This is a genomic window from Paenibacillus apiarius (assembly GCF_017052585.1).
GTDB classification, from domain to species: Bacteria; Bacillota; Bacilli; order Paenibacillales; family Paenibacillaceae; genus Paenibacillus_B; species Paenibacillus_B apiarius.
On the sequence record NZ_JAFFHZ010000002.1, the window covers coordinates 469,853 to 494,209 of the forward strand.

Annotated in this window: 25 protein-coding genes; 1 reads left to right on the plus strand and 24 read right to left on the minus strand. The window is 52.0% G+C overall.

Features of this window, described 5'->3' with window-relative positions:
- Nucleotides 1-14: 14 nt before the first annotated feature.
- The 19 genes from JSQ80_RS28125 to JSQ80_RS28215 form a co-directional block, all read right to left on the minus strand.
- Nucleotides 15-1,226 (minus strand): acetate kinase, encoded by a 1,212-nt coding sequence (locus JSQ80_RS28125; protein WP_087435433.1) that lies wholly within the window; start codon nucleotides 1,224-1,226, stop codon nucleotides 15-17.
- Nucleotides 1,223-2,095: a 3-hydroxyacyl-CoA dehydrogenase family protein gene (locus JSQ80_RS28130; protein ID WP_087435432.1), complete on the minus strand. Its 873-nt coding sequence runs from the start codon at nucleotides 2,093-2,095 to the stop codon at nucleotides 1,223-1,225. Before JSQ80_RS28130 ends, JSQ80_RS28125 begins: the two co-directional genes overlap by 4 nt.
- A gap of 132 nt (nucleotides 2,096-2,227) precedes the next feature.
- Nucleotides 2,228-3,745 carry an AAA family ATPase gene (locus tag JSQ80_RS28135; RefSeq protein ID WP_240464333.1) on the minus strand — a complete coding sequence of 506 codons (1,518 nt, stop codon included), beginning with the start codon at nucleotides 3,743-3,745 and terminating at the stop codon, nucleotides 2,228-2,230.
- Nucleotides 3,711-4,280 carry a quinolinate synthase gene (locus JSQ80_RS28140; RefSeq protein WP_206098067.1) on the minus strand — a complete coding sequence of 190 codons (570 nt, stop codon included), beginning with the start codon at nucleotides 4,278-4,280 and terminating at the stop codon, nucleotides 3,711-3,713. Before JSQ80_RS28140 ends, JSQ80_RS28135 begins: the two co-directional genes overlap by 35 nt.
- Nucleotides 4,281-4,539: 259 nt before the next feature.
- On the minus strand, nucleotides 4,540-5,061 hold the full coding sequence (locus tag JSQ80_RS28145; RefSeq protein ID WP_206098068.1) for a cell wall elongation regulator TseB-like domain-containing protein: 522 nt from the start codon (nucleotides 5,059-5,061) through the stop codon (nucleotides 4,540-4,542).
- Between the two features lie 16 nt (nucleotides 5,062-5,077).
- Entirely contained in the window at nucleotides 5,078-6,388 is a 1,311-nt protein-coding gene (locus JSQ80_RS28150) for an amidohydrolase (RefSeq protein WP_206098069.1), read from the minus strand.
- On the minus strand, nucleotides 6,385-7,032 hold the full coding sequence (locus tag JSQ80_RS28155) for a redox-sensing transcriptional repressor Rex (RefSeq protein WP_087435428.1): 648 nt from the start codon (nucleotides 7,030-7,032) through the stop codon (nucleotides 6,385-6,387). The genes JSQ80_RS28150 and JSQ80_RS28155 overlap by 4 nt, the downstream gene beginning before the upstream one ends.
- 8 nt (nucleotides 7,033-7,040) lie before the next feature.
- A complete protein-coding gene (dinG, locus tag JSQ80_RS28160) occupies nucleotides 7,041-9,926 on the minus strand; it encodes an ATP-dependent DNA helicase DinG (protein ID WP_206098070.1) in 2,886 nt (961 codons plus the stop codon).
- Between the two features lie 114 nt (nucleotides 9,927-10,040).
- Nucleotides 10,041-10,691, minus strand: coding sequence for a tetratricopeptide repeat protein (locus JSQ80_RS28165; RefSeq protein ID WP_087435426.1), 651 nt, complete (start codon nucleotides 10,689-10,691; stop codon nucleotides 10,041-10,043).
- A gap of 150 nt (nucleotides 10,692-10,841) precedes the next feature.
- A complete protein-coding gene (panD, locus tag JSQ80_RS28170; protein ID WP_087435425.1) occupies nucleotides 10,842-11,228 on the minus strand; it encodes an aspartate 1-decarboxylase in 387 nt (128 codons plus the stop codon).
- A 12-nt stretch (nucleotides 11,229-11,240) separates the two neighbouring features.
- Entirely contained in the window at nucleotides 11,241-12,128 is an 888-nt protein-coding gene (gene panC / locus JSQ80_RS28175) for a pantoate--beta-alanine ligase (RefSeq protein ID WP_206098071.1), read from the minus strand.
- Nucleotides 12,125-12,994: a 3-methyl-2-oxobutanoate hydroxymethyltransferase gene (gene panB / locus JSQ80_RS28180; protein ID WP_206098072.1), complete on the minus strand. Its 870-nt coding sequence runs from the start codon at nucleotides 12,992-12,994 to the stop codon at nucleotides 12,125-12,127. Before panB ends, panC begins: the two co-directional genes overlap by 4 nt.
- A gap of 273 nt (nucleotides 12,995-13,267) precedes the next feature.
- The gene (locus tag JSQ80_RS28185) at nucleotides 13,268-14,239 is read right to left on the minus strand and encodes a biotin--[acetyl-CoA-carboxylase] ligase (protein WP_206098073.1); all 972 of its coding nucleotides are present in this window, start codon (nucleotides 14,237-14,239) and stop codon (nucleotides 13,268-13,270) included.
- Nucleotides 14,236-15,537, minus strand: coding sequence for a CCA tRNA nucleotidyltransferase (locus tag JSQ80_RS28190; RefSeq protein WP_206098074.1), 1,302 nt, complete (start codon nucleotides 15,535-15,537; stop codon nucleotides 14,236-14,238). Before JSQ80_RS28190 ends, JSQ80_RS28185 begins: the two co-directional genes overlap by 4 nt.
- Nucleotides 15,538-15,628: 91 nt before the next feature.
- Nucleotides 15,629-16,789 (minus strand): N-acetyl-alpha-D-glucosaminyl L-malate synthase BshA, encoded by a 1,161-nt coding sequence (gene bshA / locus JSQ80_RS28195; protein WP_206098075.1) that lies wholly within the window; start codon nucleotides 16,787-16,789, stop codon nucleotides 15,629-15,631.
- A 152-nt stretch (nucleotides 16,790-16,941) separates the two neighbouring features.
- On the minus strand, nucleotides 16,942-17,640 hold the full coding sequence (gene bshB1 / locus JSQ80_RS28200; RefSeq protein WP_206098076.1) for a bacillithiol biosynthesis deacetylase BshB1: 699 nt from the start codon (nucleotides 17,638-17,640) through the stop codon (nucleotides 16,942-16,944).
- Nucleotides 17,640-18,062 (minus strand): methylglyoxal synthase, encoded by a 423-nt coding sequence (gene mgsA / locus JSQ80_RS28205; RefSeq protein WP_087435419.1) that lies wholly within the window; start codon nucleotides 18,060-18,062, stop codon nucleotides 17,640-17,642. Before mgsA ends, bshB1 begins: the two co-directional genes overlap by 1 nt.
- A gap of 45 nt (nucleotides 18,063-18,107) precedes the next feature.
- Nucleotides 18,108-18,911 (minus strand): 4-hydroxy-tetrahydrodipicolinate reductase, encoded by an 804-nt coding sequence (gene dapB / locus JSQ80_RS28210; RefSeq protein WP_206098077.1) that lies wholly within the window; start codon nucleotides 18,909-18,911, stop codon nucleotides 18,108-18,110.
- Between the two features lie 22 nt (nucleotides 18,912-18,933).
- A complete protein-coding gene (locus JSQ80_RS28215; RefSeq protein ID WP_206098078.1) occupies nucleotides 18,934-19,311 on the minus strand; it encodes a nucleotide pyrophosphohydrolase in 378 nt (125 codons plus the stop codon).
- Between the two features lie 156 nt (nucleotides 19,312-19,467).
- Between JSQ80_RS28215 and JSQ80_RS28220 the strand changes: the two genes are divergently transcribed.
- Nucleotides 19,468-20,337 carry a YitT family protein gene (locus JSQ80_RS28220; protein ID WP_087435416.1) on the plus strand — a complete coding sequence of 290 codons (870 nt, stop codon included), beginning with the start codon at nucleotides 19,468-19,470 and terminating at the stop codon, nucleotides 20,335-20,337.
- Nucleotides 20,338-20,412: 75 nt separating this feature from the next.
- Here the strand turns inward: JSQ80_RS28220 and JSQ80_RS28225 are convergent, their stop codons facing one another.
- From JSQ80_RS28225 to trxA, 5 genes are all read right to left on the minus strand, one after another.
- On the minus strand, nucleotides 20,413-20,757 hold the full coding sequence (locus JSQ80_RS28225; RefSeq protein ID WP_206098079.1) for an antibiotic biosynthesis monooxygenase: 345 nt from the start codon (nucleotides 20,755-20,757) through the stop codon (nucleotides 20,413-20,415).
- Nucleotides 20,758-20,879: 122 nt separating this feature from the next.
- Nucleotides 20,880-21,668: an ATP-binding cassette domain-containing protein gene (locus JSQ80_RS28230; RefSeq protein WP_206098080.1), complete on the minus strand. Its 789-nt coding sequence runs from the start codon at nucleotides 21,666-21,668 to the stop codon at nucleotides 20,880-20,882.
- Nucleotides 21,655-22,713 carry a FecCD family ABC transporter permease gene (locus JSQ80_RS28235; protein WP_206098081.1) on the minus strand — a complete coding sequence of 353 codons (1,059 nt, stop codon included), beginning with the start codon at nucleotides 22,711-22,713 and terminating at the stop codon, nucleotides 21,655-21,657. Before JSQ80_RS28235 ends, JSQ80_RS28230 begins: the two co-directional genes overlap by 14 nt.
- Nucleotides 22,714-22,719: 6 nt before the next feature.
- Entirely contained in the window at nucleotides 22,720-23,673 is a 954-nt protein-coding gene (locus tag JSQ80_RS28240) for an ABC transporter substrate-binding protein (protein ID WP_206098082.1), read from the minus strand.
- Nucleotides 23,674-23,929: 256 nt separating this feature from the next.
- Complete coding sequence (trxA, locus tag JSQ80_RS28245) at nucleotides 23,930-24,250, minus strand: thioredoxin (RefSeq protein ID WP_206098083.1); 321 nt, start codon at nucleotides 24,248-24,250, stop codon at nucleotides 23,930-23,932.
- Nucleotides 24,251-24,357 lie beyond the last annotated feature (107 nt).

The following is a 24,357-nucleotide window of genomic DNA, read 5'->3' on the forward strand; positions in this document are numbered from 1 at the left end:
TTTCGCTCTCTCCCTTATACGTTTTTTGCTTCCTTCACGAGGCGGTACGTATCGCGTGCAATCACCAGTTCTTCATTCGTAGGAATGACAAGCACTTCCACTTTCGAATTCGGCGTAGAGATGCGGCGCGGTTCTTTAGAGCGAATCTTGTTCAATTCCGGATCGATTTCAACGCCAAGGAATGTCAACTGCTCGCACACGTGTTGGCGTATCACGATAGAGTTCTCCCCTACGCCGGCTGTGAACACGATTGCGTCTACTCCGTCCATCGCAGCCGCATAAGCGCCGATATACTTCCGCACGCGGTACGTATACATTTCGAATGCCAATGTTGCATTCGGTTCGCCTGCTTCCATACCATCCGTTATTTCGCGCATATCGCTGGACATGCCAGAAATCGCCAACAAGCCGCTATGCTTGTTCAGCATGGAGTTCACTTCGTTAACCGTCAGATCTTCCTTCATCATCGTGAACGGCACAACGGCAGGATCCAAATCCCCGCTGCGTGTTCCCATCATCAAGCCTTCAAGCGGCGTCATCCCCATCGAAGTATCGATGGATTGTCCGCCCTGTACGGCCGTCAAGCTCGCACCGTTACCGATGTGGCACGTGATGATTTTCAAATCTTCGAGCGGGCGTCCGAGCGTTTCTGCCGTACGTTTGCTTACATAATCGTGGGAAGTGCCATGGAAGCCGTAACGACGGATTTTGTGCTTCTTGTAGAGCACCTTCGGAATGGCATACATGTAAGCCTTCGCAGGCATCGTCTGATGGAAAGCCGTATCGAATACGACCGCTTGCGGCACGTTGCCCATGTTCGCTTCCACCGCTTTGATACCCATCATGTGAGCCGGGTTATGAAGCGGCGCCAACTCGAACAACCGGCGAATTTCCGATTTTACCTCGGAATCAACAAGCACGGAGTTCTTGAATGATTCACCTCCGTGAACGACCCGATGGCCGACGGCTTCGATTTCGCTTGTGGATGTAATGACACCGACTTCCGAATCCGTCAACTTGTCCAATACTTTGCGAATCGCGATCGTATGGTCCAAAATTTCGCTGACTTCAGTAATCTCATCCGTATGGTGCGGCTCATGCACGAGAATGGAAGAATCCATCCCGATTCTTTCTACTCGGCCTGCTGCCAATACCGACTCATCCACCATGTCATACAACTGATATTTAAGCGAGGAGCTGCCCGCATTAATGACTAGTACTTTCATATTCTATCCCCATCCTTGTCATAGTTGAAAAATCCGACGCCCGTCTTCACGCCGAGGTGGCCGGCGCGCACCATTTTTTTCAACAATACGGACGGACGATATTTAATGTCGCCGAATTCGCGGAACATGCGCTCCATCGCTGCCAGTACGGAATCTAGACCAAAGCGGTCAGCCATTTCTAACGGCCCATATTGGAAATTGTATCCGATTCGCATCGCATTGTCGATATCTTCTGCGGATGCGACTCCTTCTTGCAGCACATGCAATGCTTCGTTGATTAAGTTGCAAATAATCCGCGTCGTGACAAAGCCAGGCGATTCATATACCATTACGCCTTTTTTCTGCACGACTTCTTCAACAAACCGTTTTGTTTCATCGAATGTGGCATCCGAAGTTTTTAACCCGCGGATAATTTCGACCAGATCCACTTTCGATACCGGATGAATAAAGTGCATGCCAATAACCCGCTCCGGATATTTCGTAGAGCTTGCCAATTCAGTCAATGACAATGTCGATGTGTTGCTGGCCAGAATGATATTGCTAGGGCAAACGCGATCCAACTCCGCAAACACGCTTTTCTTCGCTTCGATGTCCTCGGAGATGGTTTCTATAACCATATCGCATGCACTAAGTTCAGCCAGATGCGTCACCTTATGTATGCGCGAAAGAATTAATTTTTTTTCCGCTTGAGTGATAGCCCATTTCTCCAGCTGTTTGTCCAAGCTCGTTTCAATCATTTCGTATGCATGGTCCAGCTTTTCCGGCGTTTGCTCCACCAGCAGCACGTCCAGGCCTTTCACAGCAAGCATTTCTGCAATGCCTTGGCCCATTGTACCGCCGCCGATGACGCCGATTTTTTTGAAAAACATGGTCTCTTCCACCTTTCATGTTGCTATGCTCTGCATAGTGTACCCGAGATACAGCTCGCGTTATCAGTGCATAGGTACCTAATATTATCTTAACATGATTGTTGAAAATAAAAAGAAATAACCAGCGTAATTTCACGCTGGTAATTGTTTCTTGTCACATAATAGACACCGGAATTCCTCACCGTTTACGAACTCTTCTTCAATCAAATGCTTCAGACAGCGCTCGAATGCTTCCTGGTGCTCCTTCAACAGTTCATGCGTGCGATTCGTCAAATCTAACATAATCGCCTGTATCTCTTTTGTCAAGACATCGGGAGACAGATGCTTCAAGCGTACAATGCCCAAGCTGGTCAAGCCTGAATTGATCATCGTCTCGACTATATTGAGCGCTTGGTCGAAGTCTCCTTGAGAGCCTGTGCTGCGGTTGCCATAAAAAATCTCTTCGGCAGCCGCGCCGCCCAGCGCGATCATAATCTGCTCTTCCAAGAACGGCTTCGTATACAAGTAACGTTCTTCCTGCGGCTGATGCCGGACGTAGCCAAGCGCTTGGCCCCGCGGACTCAACGACACTTGAGAGACGCTGCCCGGACGGACAAGCTCCGCCATAATCGCATGGCCCAGTTCATGAATCGCGACCCGGCGCCGTTCTTCCTCATTCGTTTCGCGGTCGCTCTTCTCTCCCATCAGCACTTTATCGATCGCTAGAGACAAATGCGCCGTCGATATGACGTCAGACTGTGCGCGCATCGCATAGATCGCGCCTTCATTCAGCACGCTTTCGAGCTGGGCGCCGGAAAATCCGAACGTCTCTTCCGCAATCCGGTCCAGATTGACATCATCGGCCAGCGGCTTGTTATCCGCGTGCAAATCCAAAATATGACGGCGTCCTTTCTTGTCCGGCATATCTACCTGTATATGACGGTCGAACCGGCCTGGACGAAGCAAGGCGCTGTCAAGTATCTCTTTACGGTTCGTTGCCGCCATCACAAGAATTCGCGGCGTCTGATCTGCATATAAACCGTCCATTTCCGTCAATAGCTGGTTCAATGTCTGATCGTACTCCTTTTGTTGCCCGCCTTCGCGTTTGCCGCCGATAACGTCAATTTCATCGATAAAAATAACCGCGTTCTCTTTTTTCTCCTTCACGGCACGCTGTCTCGCTTCCTTGAACAGCTCGCGCACCCGGCCGGCGCCAACCCCGACGAACATCTCAACGAATTCACTGCCGGATACTCCAATGAACACCGCGTCTGCGTAATGTGCCGACGCCTTGGCCATCAGCGTCTTCCCCGTCCCGGGAGGGCCGGTTAGAAGAATGCCCTTCAGCGGACGTATTCCGAATTTACGGATCGCGTCCGGATGAACGAGGAAATCCAAGGCTTCCACGAGTTCATTTTTAGCGCGATCTTGACCGCCAATCTTATCGAAGCTCATGGCAGCTATTTTGAGACTCCGTGAATCTTTGCGGCCAGCGGATGCAGTCATTCCAGCACCCCGGCGCTGCGCCGCGAACGCCAATACACCGATTGCGGCGGCGGCAAGCAAAATAGGAAACACGTTAATCCCAAGGAAAATAACAAACAACAACAGAGGGATGGATACGCCGATAACCCACTCAGGCCACCGCATCAATGATTGCAGATTTTTCATTTGGCCACACCCCCATCCGTGTACCTTCTAATGGCAGCAGCATCGTCTTGCTGCCTTGCCCGTCCTTCAGCGTAATATATACATACTGGTTGTCCATTTCCGTCTGAACCTCTATTCCAGGCTGTTTCTGCTGCAGCTCCTGCAGACGCGATGGAATATGGCTGTAATTTTGATGAACCATCGCTTCAGCGACATCAAACAATGCCTGTGACCACCATTTATCAATCTCAGGCGTGCTGTGCTCATTCATATATTCGATAACTACCTTGTTGCCCTTGGCTTGCTTCTCCAAGTCGCCAGTCAGCTGCTGAACCAGTTGACGGACATCGACACCCGGCTTCGTCTGAATTTGAACCTTCATCGCGCCAGTCTGCCAGTCAACATGATATCGCGTAATTTCAGCATGCTGTTGCACAATTTGTTCCACTGGCTGTTTTACAAAATTTTTCTGATACAACGCCCATCCGCCGAACAGTACGGCACCCGTCACCATCATAATCAGGACGGTAGGCGCGACACGAACTTTTTTCGTCATGCTGAAATACCTCCTTGAGTCTCAAATCTATTTGCAATAGCCGCTCCATCCGCTACCTTTGCTCTATATTTCCCAATGGGATATATCACCCAGTACATATTAGAGTATATCACATCGTATACACTGAAGTTGAATGTAAAGTGTACCATAGCTGCCATGTCCCCGCTGCCAACAAAAATACCGCATTCTCGGGGCAACGCTTAAACGCGTAACCTGTAAGAATGCGGTATTATATAAGCACTAGCTGCATATTTTACTGCTATTTGTTAGGCAATCCGTAGATTTCTCCGAACGGCGAGCCGTCGGAGAACAGATAAAAATGATAATAATAGCGGTTGTTTCCTTGTTCGTCTGCGCGCTCCAGCATCGCCTGCCATATATATTGCCCGTCTTTGAATCCGGGAAGAAGCCGTACGATGTGAACTTTGTTATATTGCGCTTTTATTTTTGCTTTCATTGCTTCTTTTTTGATTCCTTCGAAAGCATACATGGATACGACTTTATTCGGAAATACCCAGACAAGCCGTTCCTGGCCTTGTTCATCCTTACCTTCGACAACATAAATGACATCGTCCCAGACGCTCTTCTCGACATTGGATATTTCTGTAAGCTTTACACTCTCATTCGCTCGGCGAATGATATCCGCTTCCTTCACTCGCTCGTCAGCATTTATATATTGCACATACATATATATGGCTGCAATCAGAAGGATCAGAATAAGAATTGCCAGCGGGATATACCATTTCCATTTGGAACGCCGACGTGTGCGGCTTCTTTCCATGAATCAATCCCCCCGCTTATCGTTGCAGCAGTTGCTCGAAGCATTGCTGCGTCTCATGACGGATCCGTTCTTCATCGAGCGTCAGGCATTCGCCATTTTTCACGACCTGCTCCCCGTCAATCCATACATGCTTCACATCTTTCGCCGAAGCGGAATAAATCATGTGCGATACGAGATCCGTATGTGGAATAAAGTGAGCTTGATCAATATCTACGGCAACCATGTCCGCCTTCATACCGACTTCAAGCAGCCCCACGTCTGGCAGCGAAATCGTCTGCGCCCCGTAGACGGTACCCATGCGCAGCGCTTCCGCAGCCGGAATCGCCGTAGGATCTCCGGATACTCCTTTGTGAATCAGCGCCGCAAGCCGCATTTCTTCGAACATGTCCAAGTTGTTGTTGCTGGCCGGACCATCTGTCCCGAGAGAAACGACAACACCTGCGCGCAGCAATTCCGGAACCCGGGCCACGCCGCTCGCCAACTTGAGGTTGCTGCCCGGATTATGGGACACGGCAACGTTATAGCGAGCCAAAGTCGCGATTTCTTCATCTGTCAAATGCACGCCGTGCGCAATGAATGACGGACGGGAGAAAAAGCCTAATTTTTCTAAATGAGCAACCGGACGCAGCCCGTAATCCTTCACGTTCTGCTCCACTTCCGCCTTCGTCTCGGACATGTGGGTATGGAGAGGCAAATCCAAATCATGCGCCGCTTGCACGAATTTCTCAATGAACGCAGGCGGACAAGTATATGGCGCATGCGGAGCCAACACGGACGTAATCCGTCCGTTAGCCTTGCCGTTCCAGTCTTTTGCGAATTGAACAGCTTCTTTAAGCTTCGCGTCTTGGACGTCCTCGGGACACAAGCCGATCGCGCCGCGCATCAGACAGCCGCGAATCCCCGACTGTTCGCAAACCTTGGCGACTTCGTCCATATGATCATACATGTCGACGAACGTCGTGGTCCCGCCTTTGAGCATCTCAACGACGGATAATGCGGTTCCCCAGTACACATCCTGGGCCGTAAACTTCGCTTCCATCGGCCACATCTTCTCCTGCAGCCACGTTTGAAGCACCATGTCGTCGCCATAGCCGCGCAGGAGCGACATCGCGGCATGGCCATGCGTATTGATTAAACCAGGCAGGAAGAATAGGCCTTTGCCATTTATTCGTTCTGCCTCACTCGTATCGTACTGCGCGGGAAGCGATTCCCCCAAGTGCACAATTCGATCATTTTCAATGACCATCGTTCCTTTGCAGGTGGTTTGCCCGGATTGAGCGTTGAGTACCGCAAAGGCGCCATTTTCAATAATGATTCTCTTTATCATTCGACTGGAACTTCCTTTCCCTGATCCGTTAAATAATAAGCCAAGCTGAACAGGTCCGTCGTGAAATCAGCAGTGTGCACGCGCACATGAGACGGCACCTTCAAAATAACGGGCGCAAAGTTCAAGATGGCCTCCACGCCGGCTTCGACGAATTGATCCGCTACATACTGCGCTTCCGTTGCCGGCACCGTTATAATGCCAATGCGGATGTGCTGATTACGGACCGTTTGAATCATTTCGCTCATCGGCTGAACTCTCAGATTATTGATTTCCGTGCCAATCTTGGACTCCATCGCATCGAACACGGCTACGATTTTCATGTTGTCTTTCAAGTATACGGTGTAATTGCACAGCGCATGCCCCAGTTTACCCGCGCCGACCAAGCCGACGTTAATGATTTGATCCAGCTTCAAAATATGACGGATTTGCTGTATTAAATAAGATACGTCATAGCCGATGCCTTTGCGTCCGAAATCGCCAAAATAAGCCAAGTCCTTACGGATTTGCGCTGGATTCAAATCCAGCTTCTGGCCCAAATCCTGCGAAGAAACAGTCAGCACTTCACGCTGCTTCAGTTCTATCAGATGGCGCAAATAGACCGGCAGACGTCGAACAACTGCTTCAGATATTTTTAATGTTTTCATACGTGAAATCAAGTCCCCTCATCGCTCTTCAACGTCTTTTGATTATCGTTCAACCACGTTTCAATGCGCGGAACCAACTGTTCTGCAGCCATATGCTCCATCTTCGGTCCCGGCAATGAATATAAAAAGTGCTTGCCATAGCTTGTTTCGATCACGCGCGTATCATAGATGATGACGATGCCTTTGTCTTTAGAGGTCCGAACCAAACGTCCAAATCCCTGTTTAAAGCGGATAACGGCTTGCGGCACGGAATATTTCCGGAACGGATTTTGGTTCTGACGTTTCAGCCGTTCTGATTTTGCTTCGACCAACGGGTGGTTCGGCGGCTGGAACGGAAGCCGAACTATCGCCAAGCACGTAAGCGCATCTCCGGGAATATCCACCCCTTCCCAGAAACTGCTCGTTCCCAGCAAGACAGAAGCGGATTGCTCCATGAACCTGCGGGTCAGCTTGCTGCGGTTGCCGCTGTCAATGCCTTGTCCAAGCACGTGAATCCCGTGGACGCTCAGCGCTTCCTTCAATGGCGTATATACATCCCGCAGCATGCGGTACGAGGTAAACAGCACAAGCATTCGCCCTCTCGTGACTTGCGCGACATCCGCTATCGATTGCGTCAGCATCTGGTTGAACCTGGCGTCCGTTGCGCCTTTTACGCTTGGAAAATCACGCGGAATCACCACTAAGGCCTGTTCCCGGTAATTAAACGGCGATGGCAATATGACCGTGTGCAGCCGTCCGTCCCGTTCCGCATCCTTCAGCCCGATTTGTTCCGCCACGAACTGGAATGACTTATCGACTGACAGCGTAGCCGATGTCAGAATTACACTTTTCTTCGGTTCAAAGAAATACCGTTTCAGTGCATCACTCACATCGACCGGGACAGCGTACATGTGCATCGATTTGTGTTTGTACTGGGAATTGCCTTCCATCCAGTAGACCGTTTCCGGGTCTTTACCCTGCATGAAGTTGCGGAATTCATCCCGAACGATGCCCATTTCTTTGAATAGGCCCGTTACGTCTACGACAACTCCCTGGATTTCTTCGTCGTCGTAATCCTTCCACTCGTTCGCCAGCTTCTCTCCCGACCGCACGATATCGCTAAGCCGGACATGGATGTCGCTTTCGAGCTCGGCAATGCCGGCCCAAGCTTCGGGACGTTCGCCTGACGGCAACCGGTACACCGTCTGCCCGGCAGCTTCGGATTGACCGTTCTCAGTCGGAGGAAGCAATTGGAACAAGGCTTCATTCAAACGGTCCCATTGCTCCTTCACGTCGACGATCTGCGTGAGCAGCTTGTCAATTCCTTCCGCCCAGATAAGCGCTTTCTCGTGGCCTGACAGGCGGAGACGCATCTGCAGCAAGACCAAAGCTCCGTTTTTGCTGTCTTTGAACAGCCGCGTTAACGGGTGAATGAGTGAAAAATATTGCAAATGGATGCCTAAATGTTTGCCTGCCGTTTCTTCAAAATGATGAGCCTCGTCTATAACCAAGTGTTCATAGGAAGGCAGCAAGCGATGTTCTGCAATGACATCAGTGAACAGCAGGGAATGGTTCGTAATAATGATGTCCGACAGATTCGCTTCATTCTTCGCCCGATGATAGAAGCACCGCCTGAACCATGGGCAGGCACGGTTCAGACAAGAGTCGCTGTCGCTGGACACCGTATCCCAGAAATCCGGGCCTTTGTGGACCAAATGCAGCTCTTCATCATCGCCATGCTCGGTCTGGCTGAGCCAGACGAGGAACTGGGCCGCGGTTATGCTGTCGTCACGCGCATGAACGAACTCTCTATGATTTATTTTATGTTCAAATTTTCTCAAACACAAATAGTGACTGCGTCCCTTTAACACAGAAGCTTTGAATGAAAACGGAACAATCTTCTCCAGAAGCGGTAAATCGCGCTGTCTCAACTGTTCTTGCAGATTGATAGTGTGCGTGCTAACAATCACTTTCTTCTCTTGAGAGACACTGTAATATAAGGATGGGAGCAAGTATCCCAATGATTTTCCAGTTCCGGTTCCGGCTTCTATCAAAAGATGAAGGTCCTGTTCCTGACATTCCATCACTTCGTTGAACATCTGCTCCTGCGCTTCGCGCGGCTCGTAATTCGGCAATAAATTCGCCAGATTGCTTCTTACTTCATCCATGAAGCCGCGGAATGACACCTTGTCGAGCGGGTTGCTCCCGGAACCTTCACGCGGAGGGAGCGTATCCGTCCAATCCCCTTGCTTCAACGTTAACTGACGGTAAGGGAAGTAACCATCCTTCTCCTCCCAATCCGACACATCCCGCTCACGTTCCTTTAGCTTCTCCACTAGCATCCACTTTAAATCGCGCTCTTCTTGATCGCCAAATACATCTACGATGCGCTGCAGAGTCAAAAGCGGCAGATCGTCGATCGCTTGCAGGCAGCGGACGAACACATCGGCTGTCGCCCTTGCATCGCTGTCGGCCTGATGCGGACGGTCATGGCTGACTCCGAACTCATGCGCCACCGAACCTAGCTGGTACGACGATAGAGACGGGAAGAGGATGCGCAGCAGCTCGATCGTATCCAAAATACGTCCGGTAAACGGTAAATAGCCGGTTTGCTCCAAAGCTTGGCGCAGAAATTGATAATCGAACGCAACATTATGTCCGACGAGCACAACGTCGCTTAACAAAGGCACAAGCCCCGTCATCGCTTCATCCAAATCTGGCGCGTCCCGTACATCATTATTGCCAATTCCGGTTAATTGCGTAATGAATTCAGGAATTGTGACTGTCGGCCGGACGAGCGTATGATACTCGCGCTCCAGCCGTAAATCGTGACCGAGAATGACGAGCCCGATTTGTATAATTTCATCGTTAGGCTGATTGCCTGTCGTTTCAAAGTCCAATACAGCAAATCTCATCTTAATAAAATCCTCTCGCAATTACTGTTATTAGCATAACAGATGTTCGGTCATTTGGAAATGACTAGAGGGAAACATCTGTGCGCATTTTGCACGAATGTTCCCCTCTAATCTTTATTGCATGTGGTTAATATTTCCTGCGCCGTACTGCAAATGGCCGCAATTTGACAAACACACCTTCAAATTAAAAACGGGTTCAGGCAAGGACGGATCCATCTGGTGGGCTTTCGCAAAATACTCTTGCGCCAGGGACAAGTTGCGCTGCTCTGCTTGAATACAACCGAGCGCATTATACGCGATGGCCTTCAAGCACTTGCTTTCCGTTAACGGAATAATGAATTCGAAATGATGACCGGCTTCCTGAGTCCGCCCCATGTTCAAATACGCCATGGCCAGATAAGCCCGCACTTCAATATTGTCCGGCTGATGAAGCGCCGCTTGCTCCAAATGCTTGACTGCTTCTTTGTACATCATTAGCAAATAATATCCTTGGCCCCGCTGAAACGGATCGCCATAATCGGGAACCAAGAGCTCTTGTTCCTTTACAGCCTTGCCGCCAGAAGCATCCTTGCCCTTGCCGCGAGGACGCAGCAGCGCAAGCTTTTCTTCAAACTGCAGCCATTCCTCCACAATGAGATCGCTCATGGAGCGAAGCAATGACATTTGATGGTCCAATTCCTTTTTTTCCTTGCCTTGTGCGTGAGGGTACTGGCGAATAATATCATCCAACAAGTCGTTCATTGTAGCGAATACATGTTGCAGCACGATTCATCCCACCTTTACAAGTGATGCGTATCGTCATCTTGCGGCTCACGTTCATTTTGTGTTAAGGGGGTGCATTTCATTCGATGCTCCAACGTTTCCCGAGCAATGCCTTCGCTTGTCAATTCCGCTGCCGAATGATGCCGTTAACGATTAACGAACAGTCGCATACGCCTCGGTCTGCGTCGCGAGCTCGACTGGCTTGTTGTCCTCGTCCACGAAGACGATTTTCGGATCATATTGCTTCGCTTCTTCATTCGACATGGAAGCATAAGAAATGATGATGACGTTATCTCCGGGCTGTACCAGGCGGGCAGCCGCTCCATTCAGGCAGATCACGCCGGAATGTTTTGGCCCGGGAATGACGTATGTCTCCAAACGGGCACCGTTATAATTGTTTACTATTTGCACTTTTTCATTCGGCCAAATATCGGCACACTCCATAAGATGCTCGTCAATCGTAATGCTGCCAATGTAGTTCAGATTGGCTTCGGTAACGGTGGCCCGGTGAATTTTTGATTTCATCATTTCACGTAACATGGCACATTCCCCCTATTTGTTCTCCAATAAACGGTTGTCAATCAATCGGGTGCGGCCGAACCGCACGGCCAAAGCAATCAATACGCGAGCATCCGCATCCGCCAGCGACTGCTGCGGCAATAGCGCTACAAGCGAAGGAAATTGCAATATTTCCACGTAATCGATATCAGACAGCGGCGCTTCCTGGATCGACTTGACGATAAGCTCCCTTAGCTGAGGCGCCGTCATGTCCGGACGCCGCTCCAGCCAAGCATCGACTTGACGCAATGTCCGTGACAGCACCAATGCCTGCTCACGCTCCTCTGCAGACAAATAGACATTGCGGGAGCTGAGCGCAAGCCCGTCCTCTTCGCGCACAATCGGGCAAGGCACAATCTCAACGCCAAAATTTAAATCCTTCACCATTTGCTGAATGACGGCCACTTGCTGGGCATCCTTCATTCCGAAGAACGCTTTGTCCGGCTTCACCAGATTGAACAGCTTCGTGACAACCGTCGTCACCCCGTCGAAATGTCCGGGACGCGAGGCTCCACAGAGCGGAGCCGTAACATCCTGTACTCGGACCATAGTCTTCGTCGGTTCCGGATACATCAGTTCGGCAGTCGGGAGGAAGACAATGTCCACTCCATTCTGTTCCGCCATTGCTAAATCATGCGCTTCATCTCTTGGGTAACGTTCCAGATCCTCATTTGGACCAAATTGAATCGGGTTGACAAATATGCTTAAGACGACGATGCCGCATTGTTTTTTTGCTGCCCTCATTAGACTGGCATGACCTTCATGCAGAAATCCCATTGTCGGCACGAACCCTATAGAGGGGCATTCGGCGCGATGTATTTTCTGTTGTTTGCACTGACGAACCGCATCATGCAGTTCTGCCATCGTTCTTGCTGCAATCATGAGGTTTCCGCCTTTCCGTTCGCGTACAACTGTCCGGCGACTTCGTCATCGGCCGTAAAGGCGTGCGCTTCCTGCGGAAACGCCTGCTGCTTCACGTCCTCCACGTAAGACGCAATGCTGTCTCGAATCGTCGTTCCGATGTCAGCATAAGTCTTGACGAAGCGCTTCTCGCGATAATCCGAAGCATAACGCAAAATATCATGAAAGACGAGCACTTGTCCATCGCAACTCGCTCCCGCGCCGATTCCGATAGTAGGAATCGAGAGCCGCTCCGTAATATAGGCCGCCACTTGTTCTGTTACGAGTTCAAGCACGATGCCAAAGGCTCCGGCACGCTCGATAGCAAGGGCGTCCTCAAGCAAGCGCTTGGCGTCTTCCAGCGTCTTGCCTTGGATCCGGTAACCTCCCAATTGATGAACGGATTGCGGCGTCAGTCCAATATGCCCAAGCACCGGCACGCCTGCTTTGACGCAAGCATCCACCATCAAGGCGATTTCCGGGCCGCCTTCCATCTTCACGGCGTTCGCATGCCCTTCCTGCATAATCCGGCGCACGCCGGTCATGCCTTCGCTTACGGAGCTATGGTAAGTCATAAACGGCATATCGGTAACGACAAAGGTGTTGGGCGCACCGCGGCGTACGGCACGGGAGTGATATACCATATCATCCAATGTAACCGGCAGCGTGGAATCATACCCGAGTACGACATTCCCTAATGAATCGCCGACCAGAAGCAAATCGACGCCGGCTTCCTCGGCCAACTGTGCGGATGGGTAATCGTAGGCGGTAACCATGGCCAGCTTCTCGCCTTGCTCTTTCATTTTTTTCATTTTCACAATACTTAGCGGTTGTTTACGCTTGATCATCGTGCTGTTCATCTCCTTTTCATCTCTTTTTAGTGTGTGCAAAACAAAAAAACCTTTTAGCGTTTCCACTAAAAAGGTCCCAAAAGATAAAAAGAGGTCGCAAGCGGACGTCCTTCTGTCTCGGTCCCTTCGGCTCAGAGCAGAAACGTGCACCACGTTCATCAAGGAATATGTACTTGGTCAGCACGAGTTCCTTGCATTGTTGGGGGCGAGTGCGGTTCTATTCAGATACCGCCTTGCCGCCATTTAGTATAACAGAAAGTGCTCCATGTTTCACCCAGTAAAATGCACATCTCCGGAAAAAACTTTGCGGCAGCTGCCGTCTTCGCCTGCTAACACGAGCGCGCCCGATTCATCCAAGCCTTGCGCAACGCCGTGAACCATCCCATATGGAGTCTCGACTGACAGAGTTCGTCCAATCGTGACGCTCTGCGCTTCCCACAGCGTGCGAATCGGTCCGAAGCCCTGCTCTTCATAGAGCTGGTAGAGCTGCTCCAGTTCAAGCAGACATTCCGCCAGCAAGGCAGCACGGTCCACTTCCCGTCCCGATGCCGCTTTTAAAGACGTGGCAATCGGTTGCAGCTCAGGCGGATAATCGGCCTCATCCAGATTGACGCTTATCCCGATGCCGGCAATGACATGCACGAGCCGCTCGTCCTCTGCGAACGATTCCAGCAATATCCCGCATACCTTTTTACCGTCAATCAAAATGTCATTCGGCCATTTGATGCCCAAATCGGCATGCGTCAGACGCTTCATCGCCCGGCACAGCGCCACCGCGGACAGGAGCGTCAGATGCGGCGTAAATTGGAGCGGAATGCGCGGCTTCAACACCAAGCTCATCCAAATGCCTTTGCCTGCCGGCGAATGCCAGCCCCGCCCATGCCGCCCGCGGCCGCGGAGCTGTTCCTCCGCAATGACGATCGCGCCTTCCTCCGCGCCTTGCTTGGCCCATTGGGCGGCTACGTTATTCGTCGATTCGGTCTTTTCCAGCATCCGGATTTGCCGGCCGAGCTTCTTCGTCTTCAGCTTCGTCAACAGGACAATCTCGTCGAGGCGAGTCGGACTTTGAACGAGGCGGTAGCCCAGCTTGGGCGCGGCTTCAAATTCGTAGCCTTTTGCCCGGAGCCGATTAATCTGCTTCCATACCGCGGTGCGCGTAATGTGCAGATGACGGCTTATCTCTTCCCCGGATATGTATTCCCCGGGGTGATCTTGAAACCATTCCAACAATCGATCGCTCATCGTTCCTTCCACTCTTTCACAGCATATTTCAATAACGCTTCGCGTTCATTAGGCACTTCTTGCAGGGCGATGGCCAGCCAAGCCGCTTCGAGGCTGCGGCGCAGCCAAGGCCCTGCCGCCCGTCCCGCCGCCTGCAGCAGATCCGAGCCCGTCAGGGCAATATCCTGCAGGCGGCGGACGGCAATGTCCTCCAACCAGGCATAGCCATGTTGGAGGAAAGGCTGCACGGCAGCCTCTGGCTCGCCCGAGCCCGCCAAGGCGCTGCGGCAGGCGAGCCAACCGCGCAGCGCCTCTTCGCCAATGGCGAAGAGCGCTTCCGCGAATGGGCGGCGCCACGCTAGGGCGCCGCCTGGCACGGCGGCAGCGGCCAGGGCGGCATGGCCCCCGGCCGTGAGCCGCGCCTCCGCGCGCAGGACGCCAAGCACTGCGTCCTGCTGCGCTCCGGAGAGGCGAAGCGCGAGCACAATGCGCTTCGCCTCTCCTTCGTCGACCTCGTGCCCGAGGAGCAGCAGCGCCAGGCGCAGATCGGGCGAGGTCACTCGCCCGAGCGCGCAGAGCAGCGGCTGCCACCGGGTCGGCTCGGTCGACGCCAACGCGCCCAGCGGCTCCTTCGTATGCTGAAGGAGACCGCTGCGCAAGAGCAGGGCCCATCCGCGCGCCGGGTCGGCCCCTGCCGTCAGCTTCCACAGCTCGTCGCGCACCCGTTCCATCGCGACGTAGGCGAGCGTCGGCTTCTCATGGCACAACGCCTTCCAAGTCGACTTCGCAATCCGGCCGCCCAGCAGGGCGGCAAAGCGCACGCCGCGCAGCATGCGCAGCGCATCTTCGCGGAACCGCTGCTCGGCGTCACCTACGCAGCGGATAAGCCGCTGTTCCAAATCGGCTGCGCCGCCGAATGGATCATGCAGCTCCCCCTCCACATCGATCGCCATCGCATTAATCGTAAAGTCGCGCCGCATCAAATCTTCTTCCAGATCATCGATAAACTCAACCTCTTCCGGACGGCGGTGACCTTCGTACCCGCTTTCCTTGCGGAAGGTGGTCACTTCATAAGTGCACGTCGGCATGACGACAGTCACCGTACCGTGCTGAAGCCCGGTAGGCACGACGCGGGGGAACAGCGAGAGCACCTGCTCCGGAAGCGCCGAGGTGGCGATATCGACATCGCTGACGGGACGCCCCAGCAGCGAATCGCGAACACAGCCGCCGACCATATACGCTTTATAGCCATTCTCCATGAGCCTCTTCATGACATCATGCGCTTCTGTGAACAATGCGCTTTCTCCGATTACTTTCATAGCACAGCACACCCCATTTACACACAAGTGCGCGCAATGATGGAAACCATTGCGCGCATCAGCTCAACATAGTTGTAATCGATACCGCCCATCAGCAGACAGGCTTCGGCACCTTGACCTCTTTGCCCAGCACCCGGTAATAGATCTTCTCGTATTCCCACGAGATCAAATCATTGCAGAACACATGGCGGGCACGATGCAAGCACGCTTCCCGCATCTTCTGCGCCAGTCCGGGCTGCGACAATAGCTGAATCGCGTACTCCGCCATCGTCTCCGTTTCGCCAATCGGCGCCAAAAAACCCGTTTCTCCATGCGTTACCAGCTCTGGAATCCCGCCAGCCTCCGAACCGATAGTCGGCACGCCGCACGCCATCGCTTCCAACGCGACGAGTCCGAAGCTTTCTTTCTCCGATGGAAGCAGCAGGCAATCGGCCAGCGAAATGACCTGTGCGATTTCATCCTGCTTCCCGAGAAAATGGACGCGGTCCTCAAGCCCCATTTCGCGAATCTTGCATTGAACCTTCGGCATATCCGGCCCTTCCCCCACAAAGACAAGACGAGCGGGGACCTTCTCTTGCACGCGCGCGAACACGTCAACGACATCACATACCCGCTTCACGGGGCGGAAGTTCGAGATATGCATCATAATCTTCTCGAACGGATATGCAAATTCCGAGCGCAGCTGTGAACAATCGCGCGGATAATACACTCGTTTGTCCACAAAATTATACGTTAAATCGATCGGGCGATCGATTTCCAGCAATTCGCGCGTTTCCCGGATCAAATCTTTCGACACAGCCGTCACCGCGTCGCTTTTATTGATAGCGAATCGAATCATGTCCTTAAGCGACTCGTCTTGCGCCAGAACAGTGATATCGGTACCGTGAAGCGTCGTTACTACCTTTAGATCGGGATGGGCCATTTCTTTGGCCAAATAAGCGCATACCGCATGGGGTACCGCATAATGCACGTGCAGCAAATCAAGCTGCTGCAAATTGGCGACCTGCGCCATTTTGCTCGCTAACGATAAATCATAGGGCGGATAACGAAAGACATAATAATCGTTCACTTCCACCTCATGATAATGAATGTTCTTCTGAAAGCTCGAGCCCAAGCGAAACGGTATATTGTGCGTAATAAAGTGAACTTGATGCCCCCGCTCGGCCAACAGCTTGCCAAGCTCCGTTGCAACGACCCCGGAGCCGCCGAGAGACGGATAACACGTTATGCCGATTCTGAGTCCTTCGTTCATGCCCTTCCCTCCTCTTATCGTGCCATGGTGTATCCACCTGTTACGACGGCAGAATGATTTATCTCTATAAAAGAGGTTGTTCAAAAAATCCCTTTTTGATCACGAAGCACCTCATGATGCGGTTCGGCAAAAGCGGCCTTTTGGAACACACACTATAAGAATGATGAAACCGCGTATGGCCCTTTTGTGACGAAGCCTTCCGCAAACGCAAACCCGCGCGCCTGACCCAAGAGAGTATCCCGCGCTTCCACCCGTTCCACATAGCCCTGATTCAAAGGCGTCGCAACGAAGGCGCCGCTGCCGTCCGGCTTCGTAAATTGAGATGCATACGCATGGAGCGCCGCGCGCTTCAAGTCGTAAACCTCTGTCACATCTACAAGCAGTTGAGGCGATGCGACATCATTAATAAAATAGAAATAAACCTGTTCCACCAAATGCGCATCCAGCTCAGGCATGTAACGCCGCAATTTCGCGTTAAACACCGCTTCCTGAACAATCCGGCTGCATTGTATATGATCCGGATGACGGTCTTCCCAATAAGGCATGAACACGATGCGCGGACGTTGACGGCGAATCACCTCTACGACCGCATCAATATGCTTAGAGCTTACCTGAAGCCCCCGATCCGGCAAACGCAGATTTTCCCGAACGGAGAGACGCAGCGCGACACTCGCCTGCTTTGCCTCCTCACGCCGCAAATCTACCGTGCCGTTCGAAGACATCTCTGCCTCCGTCAGATCGCAAATGCCGACCTTGAAGCCTTGCGCCGTATGCTTTGCAATGGTCCCGGCCATCCCGATCTCCACATCGTCGGGATGCGCTCCGAAGGCCAATATATCGAGACCGCTCATTACTCCTCGACTCCCGGTTTATATTTATGGGCCAGCTCCCGCCAAGCGAAATCGCCGCGCTCCAGCGCCTTGACCAAAATCTCCGCCGTTGCGATGTTCGTCGCGACCGGAATGCCCTGTACGTCGCATAGACGCAGCAATGCGATAATGTCCGGCTCGTGCGGCTGGGCCATCAACGGGTCGCGCAGGAAAATAATCAGGTCCATTTCATTTTCCGCCACAAGCGCCCCAATTTGCTGATCTCCGCCCAACGGACCGGATTGAAAGCGATGGATGTTCAGATTCGTCTGCTCCATAATCCGCAATCCTGTCGTACCCGTAGAATATAATTGATGATCCACAAATACTTTTTCATAGGCGGTAACGAAATTCACGATTTCATCTTTTTTGCGGTCATGTGCGATAAATGCGATATTTAACATGTCGTAACCCTCCGTTGTCTATCCCCTAGTCATGAAGCGCGGCAATCAATCATCAAGCAGATGCTCAAATCCGTAGACTAACTCTTGAAGTTGAACCACTTTCTTCACTGCCAAATTAACACCCGGCATATAGCCGGCACGCTCGTACGAATCGTGGCGAATTTTCAAGGTTTGTCCAAAACTTCCGAAAATCACTTCTTGCTGTGCAAATATACCAGGCAACCGGACGCTATGGATGCGAAATCCGTCATAATAGCCCCCGCGGGCGCCCTCGATTTTCTCTTCTTCGCTTGGATTGCCCTGACGATGCTCTTCGCGCACTTTGGACACCAATTCCGCAGTCTTCACCGCCGTGCCGGAAGGCGCGTCCAACTTCTGATCTCCATGGTACTCGATAATTTCCAGATCGGGAAAATACTTTGCCGCTTGCGCGGCAAAGCGCATCATTAAGATGGCGCCGATCGAGAAATTAGGCGCGATCAAGCCTCCAAGCCGTTGATCGCGGCACATTTGCTGCAATAGCTCGATTTCGTCGGGACTGAAGCCCGTCGTGCCGATGACCGGTCTTACGCCATGGCGAACCGCAATCAGCGTGTTGTTCATGACGGTGCCCGGCGTCGTAAAATCGACCATTACGTCCGGCTGCGTGTGCTGCAAGGCGCTCTCCAGATCCGATGTAACCTTTACTCCGCATGGCGGAAGCCCGGCAAGCGAAGCGGCATCTACCGGCCCTGTCGTCGCGGCGACAGCGGCAACGAGCTGCAACGTTTCATCTTCCAACACCATCTTCACGACTTCTCTTCCCATACGACCGCTGGCTCCCGTGACGGCTACACGAATTCGTTCCATCTCTCCTTCATCCTTTCTGCGTCTATTCCTGTGTCTCTTTCTCTATTCGGGTCCAACGATTGGCATCACGAGTATTGAATTTGTGCATGCATGCATCATATGCCTTCGTCAAGTCAATACCAAGCGAGTTGGAGAAGCAAAGCAGGATAAATAATATATCTCCAAGCTCCATATCAATTGAATTATCCGCCTCTGAAGACTTCTTCGGCTTCTCCCCATAATAATGGTTCACTTCGCGAGCTAATTCTCCCACTTCTTCAGACAATCTGGCCAACATGGCGAGCGGGCTGAAATATCCTTCTTGAAACTGAGATATGTACTCATCGACCTCGCGCTGCATCTGTGATAGCGGCTTGTCGCGCAGCGAGGACAAGAGTGACTTTACATCTGTATTCGTCATGCAATCCCCTTCTTTTACGCAGTACATTTTCAAAGTACATTCTGCTACTATGTTAACGTATACCCGTATGGAAAACAAATGCTTTTTATCTAATAATGAATTCGATATACTAATGAAGATGTAAGTTATAACCCACTAAAAGGAGCCCTGAATTACGTGAAGTCATCCCTGTTTCAACGCGTATGGCAGACCTTTCTTCCGATAACGCTCGGCACGGCGGTTTATGCATTCGGATTAATTTACTTTATTATTCCGAATCAGCTTATGGAGGGCGGAGTTACCGGAGTTACCGTGCTGCTCAATTACGCAGCAGGCATTCAACCCTCCTTGTCCACATTGTTGCTTAACATTCCGCTATTCGCTATAGGCTGGCGCGCTCTGGGCAGCAAACAGATGGTGTACAGCGTGTATGGCGTTCTCTCGCTCACCTTGTTCTTATGGCTGTTTGAACAGGCGGTTGCCCGCCATTGGATCATTCCCTTCCAGACCGAGCATGATTTCATTTTGGCTACTCTATACGCCGGCGTCACCTTGGGGACGGGCCTCGGCATCGTCTTCCGCTTCGGCGGCACGACCGGCGGCGTCGATATTCTTGCGCGCATGGCGAATCGCCGCCTTGGCATCAGCATGGGGCAGTTCATCCTTTTCCTCGATATTTTCATTATTGGCGCGGCACTGTTCTACATACCGAAAGAAAAGATATTGTATACATTGGTGGCCGTGTTTATTTCCTCTAAAATGATTGATTTCATTCAAGAAGGGGCCTATGCGGCCAAAGCCTTTACGGTCATAACCGACCATTCAGACCAAATCGCCGATATCATTACGCAGGAGATGGAGCGGGGAGTAACGCTAGTGCCTGTCATTGGCGCTTACTCGCGGGAACCAAAGCAAATGGTGTACTGCGTTGTAAGCCGCACGGAAATTCGCCGCTTCAAAACGTTGGTGAAGGAGATTGATCCGCGCGCTTTCATTGTCGTCAATGATGTCCACGATGTATTGGGCGAGGGCTTCCGCGAAGAGTAACGAGTCGTCGCCGCTGTGTCAATGAAAAAGCCGGAGTATACCAACGAATTGGTATGTCCCGGCTTTTAGATCTCTTTATATAGCCGTATCGGCGGACGAATCTGACACGGCAGCGGGTTGATGGCGATGCACCACGTCATAGATCGTCACCTTGAAATCGATGATGTTGCCGTCGGCCTGCTCGCGGCGCGAATGACCACGCGTGAATTCCTCGCTCCGGACCCAGCTGTCGAACGCGGCGCGATCCTGCCACACCGTACGGACTACGAATTCGTCGTAATCCTCCTCCTGTTCATTCTTCAACAGCTCCATGCTCACGAATCCCGGCATCCGATGCACGTGCTTCGGCCGTTCAAACCGGGTCTCCAGATGGCTCCCCATCCCTTTATGCACGCGAATGCAATTCGTAACAGCAATCATGTCGATTCCTCCTTTAAAAGCGCATAATCAAAAGGACCATTTTCAGCATCGGAAGTGCAAGTTTAACGCAATCCAACTACCCAAGAAGCATCCCTCGTAAAGAATGGGCTTTCTGGATAACCTCATAGGGTGCCGGCCGCAACAGACAGCGGAAATATATACGGATATGCTTCTTCTTGGTGTATGCGTACGCGGATCCGGAATACGCTCTCGAACATGTCCGGCGTCATTACGTCCCGTGGAGCTCCGTGATGAACGATGCTCCCTTCATGCATAACAATCATGCGATCGCTGTATTGCGCTGCCTGATTGATGTCGTGCAGAACCATCACAACCGTCATGTTCATCTGTGAATTCAGCTGGTTCATCAGCTCCAGAACCTCAAGCTGGTTCGCAATATCCAAATAGGTTGTCGGTTCATCCAGCAGCAGCACCTTAGGTTGTTGGGCAAGCGCCATCGCAATCCATGCGCGTTGGCGCTCTCCCCCCGATAACGATTCTAGCGGACGGTCAGCCAAATTCTCCATGCGCGTGGCACAGATAGCCCATTCCGTCACGGCGCGGTCTTCCCGGGATGTGCCTGTCAGCATGCTGCTGTAGGGATGGCGGCCGTATTGCACCAGGTCGCGGACAGTCATGTCGGTTAGCTGCGGCTGAATTTGGGTCAGCATCGACAGCGCTTTTGCCGTGTCTTTCCCTTTCAGGTCCGCGATATCCTTCCCATCCAGCATCACTACACCATGATGCGGCTTGAGCAGTCTGGCCATGAGCTTCAGCAACGTGGACTTGCCGGAGCCGTTAGGTCCGATTATGCTAATTCGCTCCCCTTGCTCGGCATACAAGGAGACATCCTTGATTGCGAAATGCTGTGACATGCCGAAGCAAAGCTGCTCCGCTCTAAGCACCGCCACTGAACACACCTCCGCGTCTTAAAAGGTAGAGGAAAAATGGTCCCCCCAGCACGGCCAGTAAAATACCAACCGGCAATTCCAGCGGATCGAACCAGCTCCGTGCGGCTGTATCGGCGAATACGACCAGCGCAGCACCGCCCAAGGCGGATACCGGAAGCAGGTATGCATAATTATTGCCGACAATAAGCCGAACCATATGCGGCACGACGAGGCCGACGAAGCCAATTAACCCTGACACGCTTACGGCAATGCCGGCTAACAGAGTGCTGATGAATATAAGAAACAAGCGGCTCTTTTCCGTCGGATGCCCGAGCAGCTTTGCCGCCTCATCGCCAAGCAGCAGCACGTTTGCATGCCTAATGCCGAACAATGACAGAAGAAGCGCAACCCCAAAGTATGGCAGCACCATCTGAAGATGGTACCAGCTCACGCCGGCCAGACCACCGGACAGCCAAGGCAGCACCGCTTGCACCCTGTCGCTGTAGAGCTGCATGATGCCCGATGTAACAGCCCCGGCCAATGCGTTTACCGCGACCCCCGCCAAAATGATGCGCAAAGGCGAAGCCCCTTTCTTCCAGGCAAGGCTATATGTAACCATAACGGCGACCCATGCTCCGACAAAAGCGGCAGCCGGAACCAAATAAATCATTTCCGGAAAAACAAGCATAATGATGACGGCCATCAAGCCCGCTCCAGCCGACACCCCGATAATGCCAGGATCGGCGAGCGGGTTGCGCATGACTCCCTGCATGAACGCGCCGGAGATGGCCAAAGAGCTGCCTACCACCATCGCCAGCAAGGTGCGCGGAAGCCGGAAGTTCCAAATGATCTGGTCATCGGTCGAGGTCTCGCGATGAACAAGCACCTCCCAAATCGTTTTCACGGGTATGGATACCGCGCCTGTCGACAGTCCGTAGAGAAACGCCGCCACCAGCAGCACCAGCGTTATAATGATAGTCACCGTACGCTTCCACTTACGCGGGTCCTGCTTCTGCAGCCCCTCGCTGAACGCTTCTGGAGCCTTCAGCTTGGTATCGATGCTCATCCGTTATCACTCCGCCTGCTTCAAATGAGTCGCAAGAACATTCAAGGCGTCTGCGATTTTCGTGCCTGGATTGGTGCCGAACAGATGCGAAGGAAGCACGACGATATTTTCGTTTTTCACGGCCGTCATGCTGCTCCAGGCTGCATTTTTGCTAATCTCTTCATTAAAAGCTTTCTGGACCGCTTCCGGGTCGCCATGCGTAATGAGCAAAATAATATCGGGGTCCGCTGCAATGACGCGCTCCGCGCTCAGCTGGGCGTATCCAGACATTTTATCCAGCTTTGGAAACTCTGCAGCTACATTTTTGCCGCCCGCCCTCGTTAGTAAATCGCCCGGAAGCGAAGTCGGGAGCGCAGCGAGCAAGGTGCCCGGAGCACCATACACAATTAAGGCCTTCTTCGGATTATTTTTATTGATCTTACCGGCAATTTGCAGCTTGATGTCCATTGCTTTGACGGTTGCCTTGGCCTTCTCCGTCTTGCCGAGCAGCTCTCCGATTTTCAGCACGTTCTCCTTAATCTCATTAACAGATTCGGAGCTGGCCACGTAGACGAGCGCGCCAGTTGCTTCCAACGCCTTAATATCCTTTATGTTCAAGCTTTTGCTCGCAATGACGAGCTCTGGCTTCAATGCAGTAATCTTCTCGTAATTCGGCGCATGTCCCGATCCGATAATCGGCGCGTCCAATACTTCCTTTGGCAATGTCTTATTGCTCGTGTTCGGACGGCCGGCGATTTTCCCGCCCAATGCCGTCACAATCTGCGCATCTCCAGCGGCAAGCGTGACTACCTTCTCAACTGGCTTGCTTAATGTCAGTTCCCGGTCGGCGAAATCCTTTACGACAATTTTGGCCTGAGCACTCGCTGCAGGAGCAATGAATGCGGCAGGCACCAGCGAAGAGCATACCAATGCGGCAGCTAGCATAAGCTTGCCGGAATGACGGACGAAAGAACGTAACATGAAAATACCTCCTATAGATATGTATTGAGAACCGATGAATTTGCCTGATGAATGCTGAATATCAATTCTCAAATCGTCATCTTTCGATAATGAGAATCATTATCAGACTCTTTAGTTATAATAGGTGATATTGATTATCATTGTCAACAATGAAATCCTCATTTTGCCTTTTAAAAAGTGCCCTCGCTCTTTCCCGGTTGGACTGACGATCAAAAAAAGACCGCGCAGCTGATGATAGCTCACGGTCTTATATGCATTAACGGGTATAGGCCATAACTGCGCTTTTCAACGTTTCCAGCGGCTGAACTCCTACAAAGCCCTCTACTTCCTTGCCCTCGTAAAACAACTTCAAATTCGGAATCCCCTGCACTTGATACTTGATGGCTGCATACGGGTTGCTATCTACATTGACCTTGGCTATAATCGCCCGGTCGCCCAATTCTTCGGCCAATCTATCAAGCGTCGGCGCAAGCATGCGGCAAGGCCCGCACCAAGGCGCCCAGAAGTCGATCAACACCAGCTTCTTGTCCTGAATGAAAGCTTCAATCGTGCTGTCTGTCAATTCCACGGTTGTCATCACTGATTCCTCCTAACTCATTATAGTATATACCCCTATACGTATAATATAGACCTTTTCGCTTCATCCGTCAACCATCCTAGTGCCCGACCAACGCGGCTTGCTCC

Excerpts from the sequence above, each read along its gene's own strand:
- JSQ80_RS28125 (WP_087435433.1), bottom strand. The coding sequence starts at position 1,226 with ATGAAAGTACTAGTCATTAATGCGGGCAGCTCCTCGCTTAAATATCAG.
- JSQ80_RS28130 (WP_087435432.1), bottom strand. The coding sequence starts at position 2,095 with ATGTTTTTCAAAAAAATCGGCGTCATCGGCGGCGGTACAATGGGCCAA.
- JSQ80_RS28135 (WP_240464333.1), bottom strand. The coding sequence starts at position 3,745 with ATGAAAAATCTGCAATCATTGATGCGGTGGCCTGAGTGGGTTATCGGC.
- JSQ80_RS28140 (WP_206098067.1), bottom strand. The coding sequence starts at position 4,280 with ATGACGAAAAAAGTTCGTGTCGCGCCTACCGTCCTGATTATGATGGTG.
- JSQ80_RS28145 (WP_206098068.1), bottom strand. The coding sequence starts at position 5,061 with ATGGAAAGAAGCCGCACACGTCGGCGTTCCAAATGGAAATGGTATATC.
- JSQ80_RS28150 (WP_206098069.1), bottom strand. The coding sequence starts at position 6,388 with ATGATAAAGAGAATCATTATTGAAAATGGCGCCTTTGCGGTACTCAAC.
- JSQ80_RS28155 (WP_087435428.1), bottom strand. The coding sequence starts at position 7,032 with ATGAAAACATTAAAAATATCTGAAGCAGTTGTTCGACGTCTGCCGGTC.
- dinG (WP_206098070.1), bottom strand. The coding sequence starts at position 9,926 with ATGAGATTTGCTGTATTGGACTTTGAAACGACAGGCAATCAGCCTAAC.
- panD (WP_087435425.1), bottom strand. The coding sequence starts at position 11,228 with ATGTTACGTGAAATGATGAAATCAAAAATTCACCGGGCCACCGTTACC.
- panC (WP_206098071.1), bottom strand. The coding sequence starts at position 12,128 with ATGATTGCAGCAAGAACGATGGCAGAACTGCATGATGCGGTTCGTCAG.
- panB (WP_206098072.1), bottom strand. The coding sequence starts at position 12,994 with ATGATCAAGCGTAAACAACCGCTAAGTATTGTGAAAATGAAAAAAATG.
- JSQ80_RS28185 (WP_206098073.1), bottom strand. The coding sequence starts at position 14,239 with ATGAGCGATCGATTGTTGGAATGGTTTCAAGATCACCCCGGGGAATAC.
- JSQ80_RS28190 (WP_206098074.1), bottom strand. The coding sequence starts at position 15,537 with ATGAAAGTAATCGGAGAAAGCGCATTGTTCACAGAAGCGCATGATGTC.
- bshA (WP_206098075.1), bottom strand. The coding sequence starts at position 16,789 with ATGAACGAAGGACTCAGAATCGGCATAACGTGTTATCCGTCTCTCGGC.
- bshB1 (WP_206098076.1), bottom strand. The coding sequence starts at position 17,640 with ATGAGCGGTCTCGATATATTGGCCTTCGGAGCGCATCCCGACGATGTG.
- mgsA (WP_087435419.1), bottom strand. The coding sequence starts at position 18,062 with ATGTTAAATATCGCATTTATCGCACATGACCGCAAAAAAGATGAAATC.
- dapB (WP_206098077.1), bottom strand. The coding sequence starts at position 18,911 with ATGGAACGAATTCGTGTAGCCGTCACGGGAGCCAGCGGTCGTATGGGA.
- JSQ80_RS28215 (WP_206098078.1), bottom strand. The coding sequence starts at position 19,311 with ATGACGAATACAGATGTAAAGTCACTCTTGTCCTCGCTGCGCGACAAG.
- JSQ80_RS28225 (WP_206098079.1), bottom strand. The coding sequence starts at position 20,757 with ATGATTGCTGTTACGAATTGCATTCGCGTGCATAAAGGGATGGGGAGC.
- JSQ80_RS28235 (WP_206098081.1), bottom strand. The coding sequence starts at position 22,713 with ATGAGCATCGATACCAAGCTGAAGGCTCCAGAAGCGTTCAGCGAGGGG.
- JSQ80_RS28240 (WP_206098082.1), bottom strand. The coding sequence starts at position 23,673 with ATGTTACGTTCTTTCGTCCGTCATTCCGGCAAGCTTATGCTAGCTGCC.
- trxA (WP_206098083.1), bottom strand. The coding sequence starts at position 24,250 with ATGACAACCGTGGAATTGACAGACAGCACGATTGAAGCTTTCATTCAG.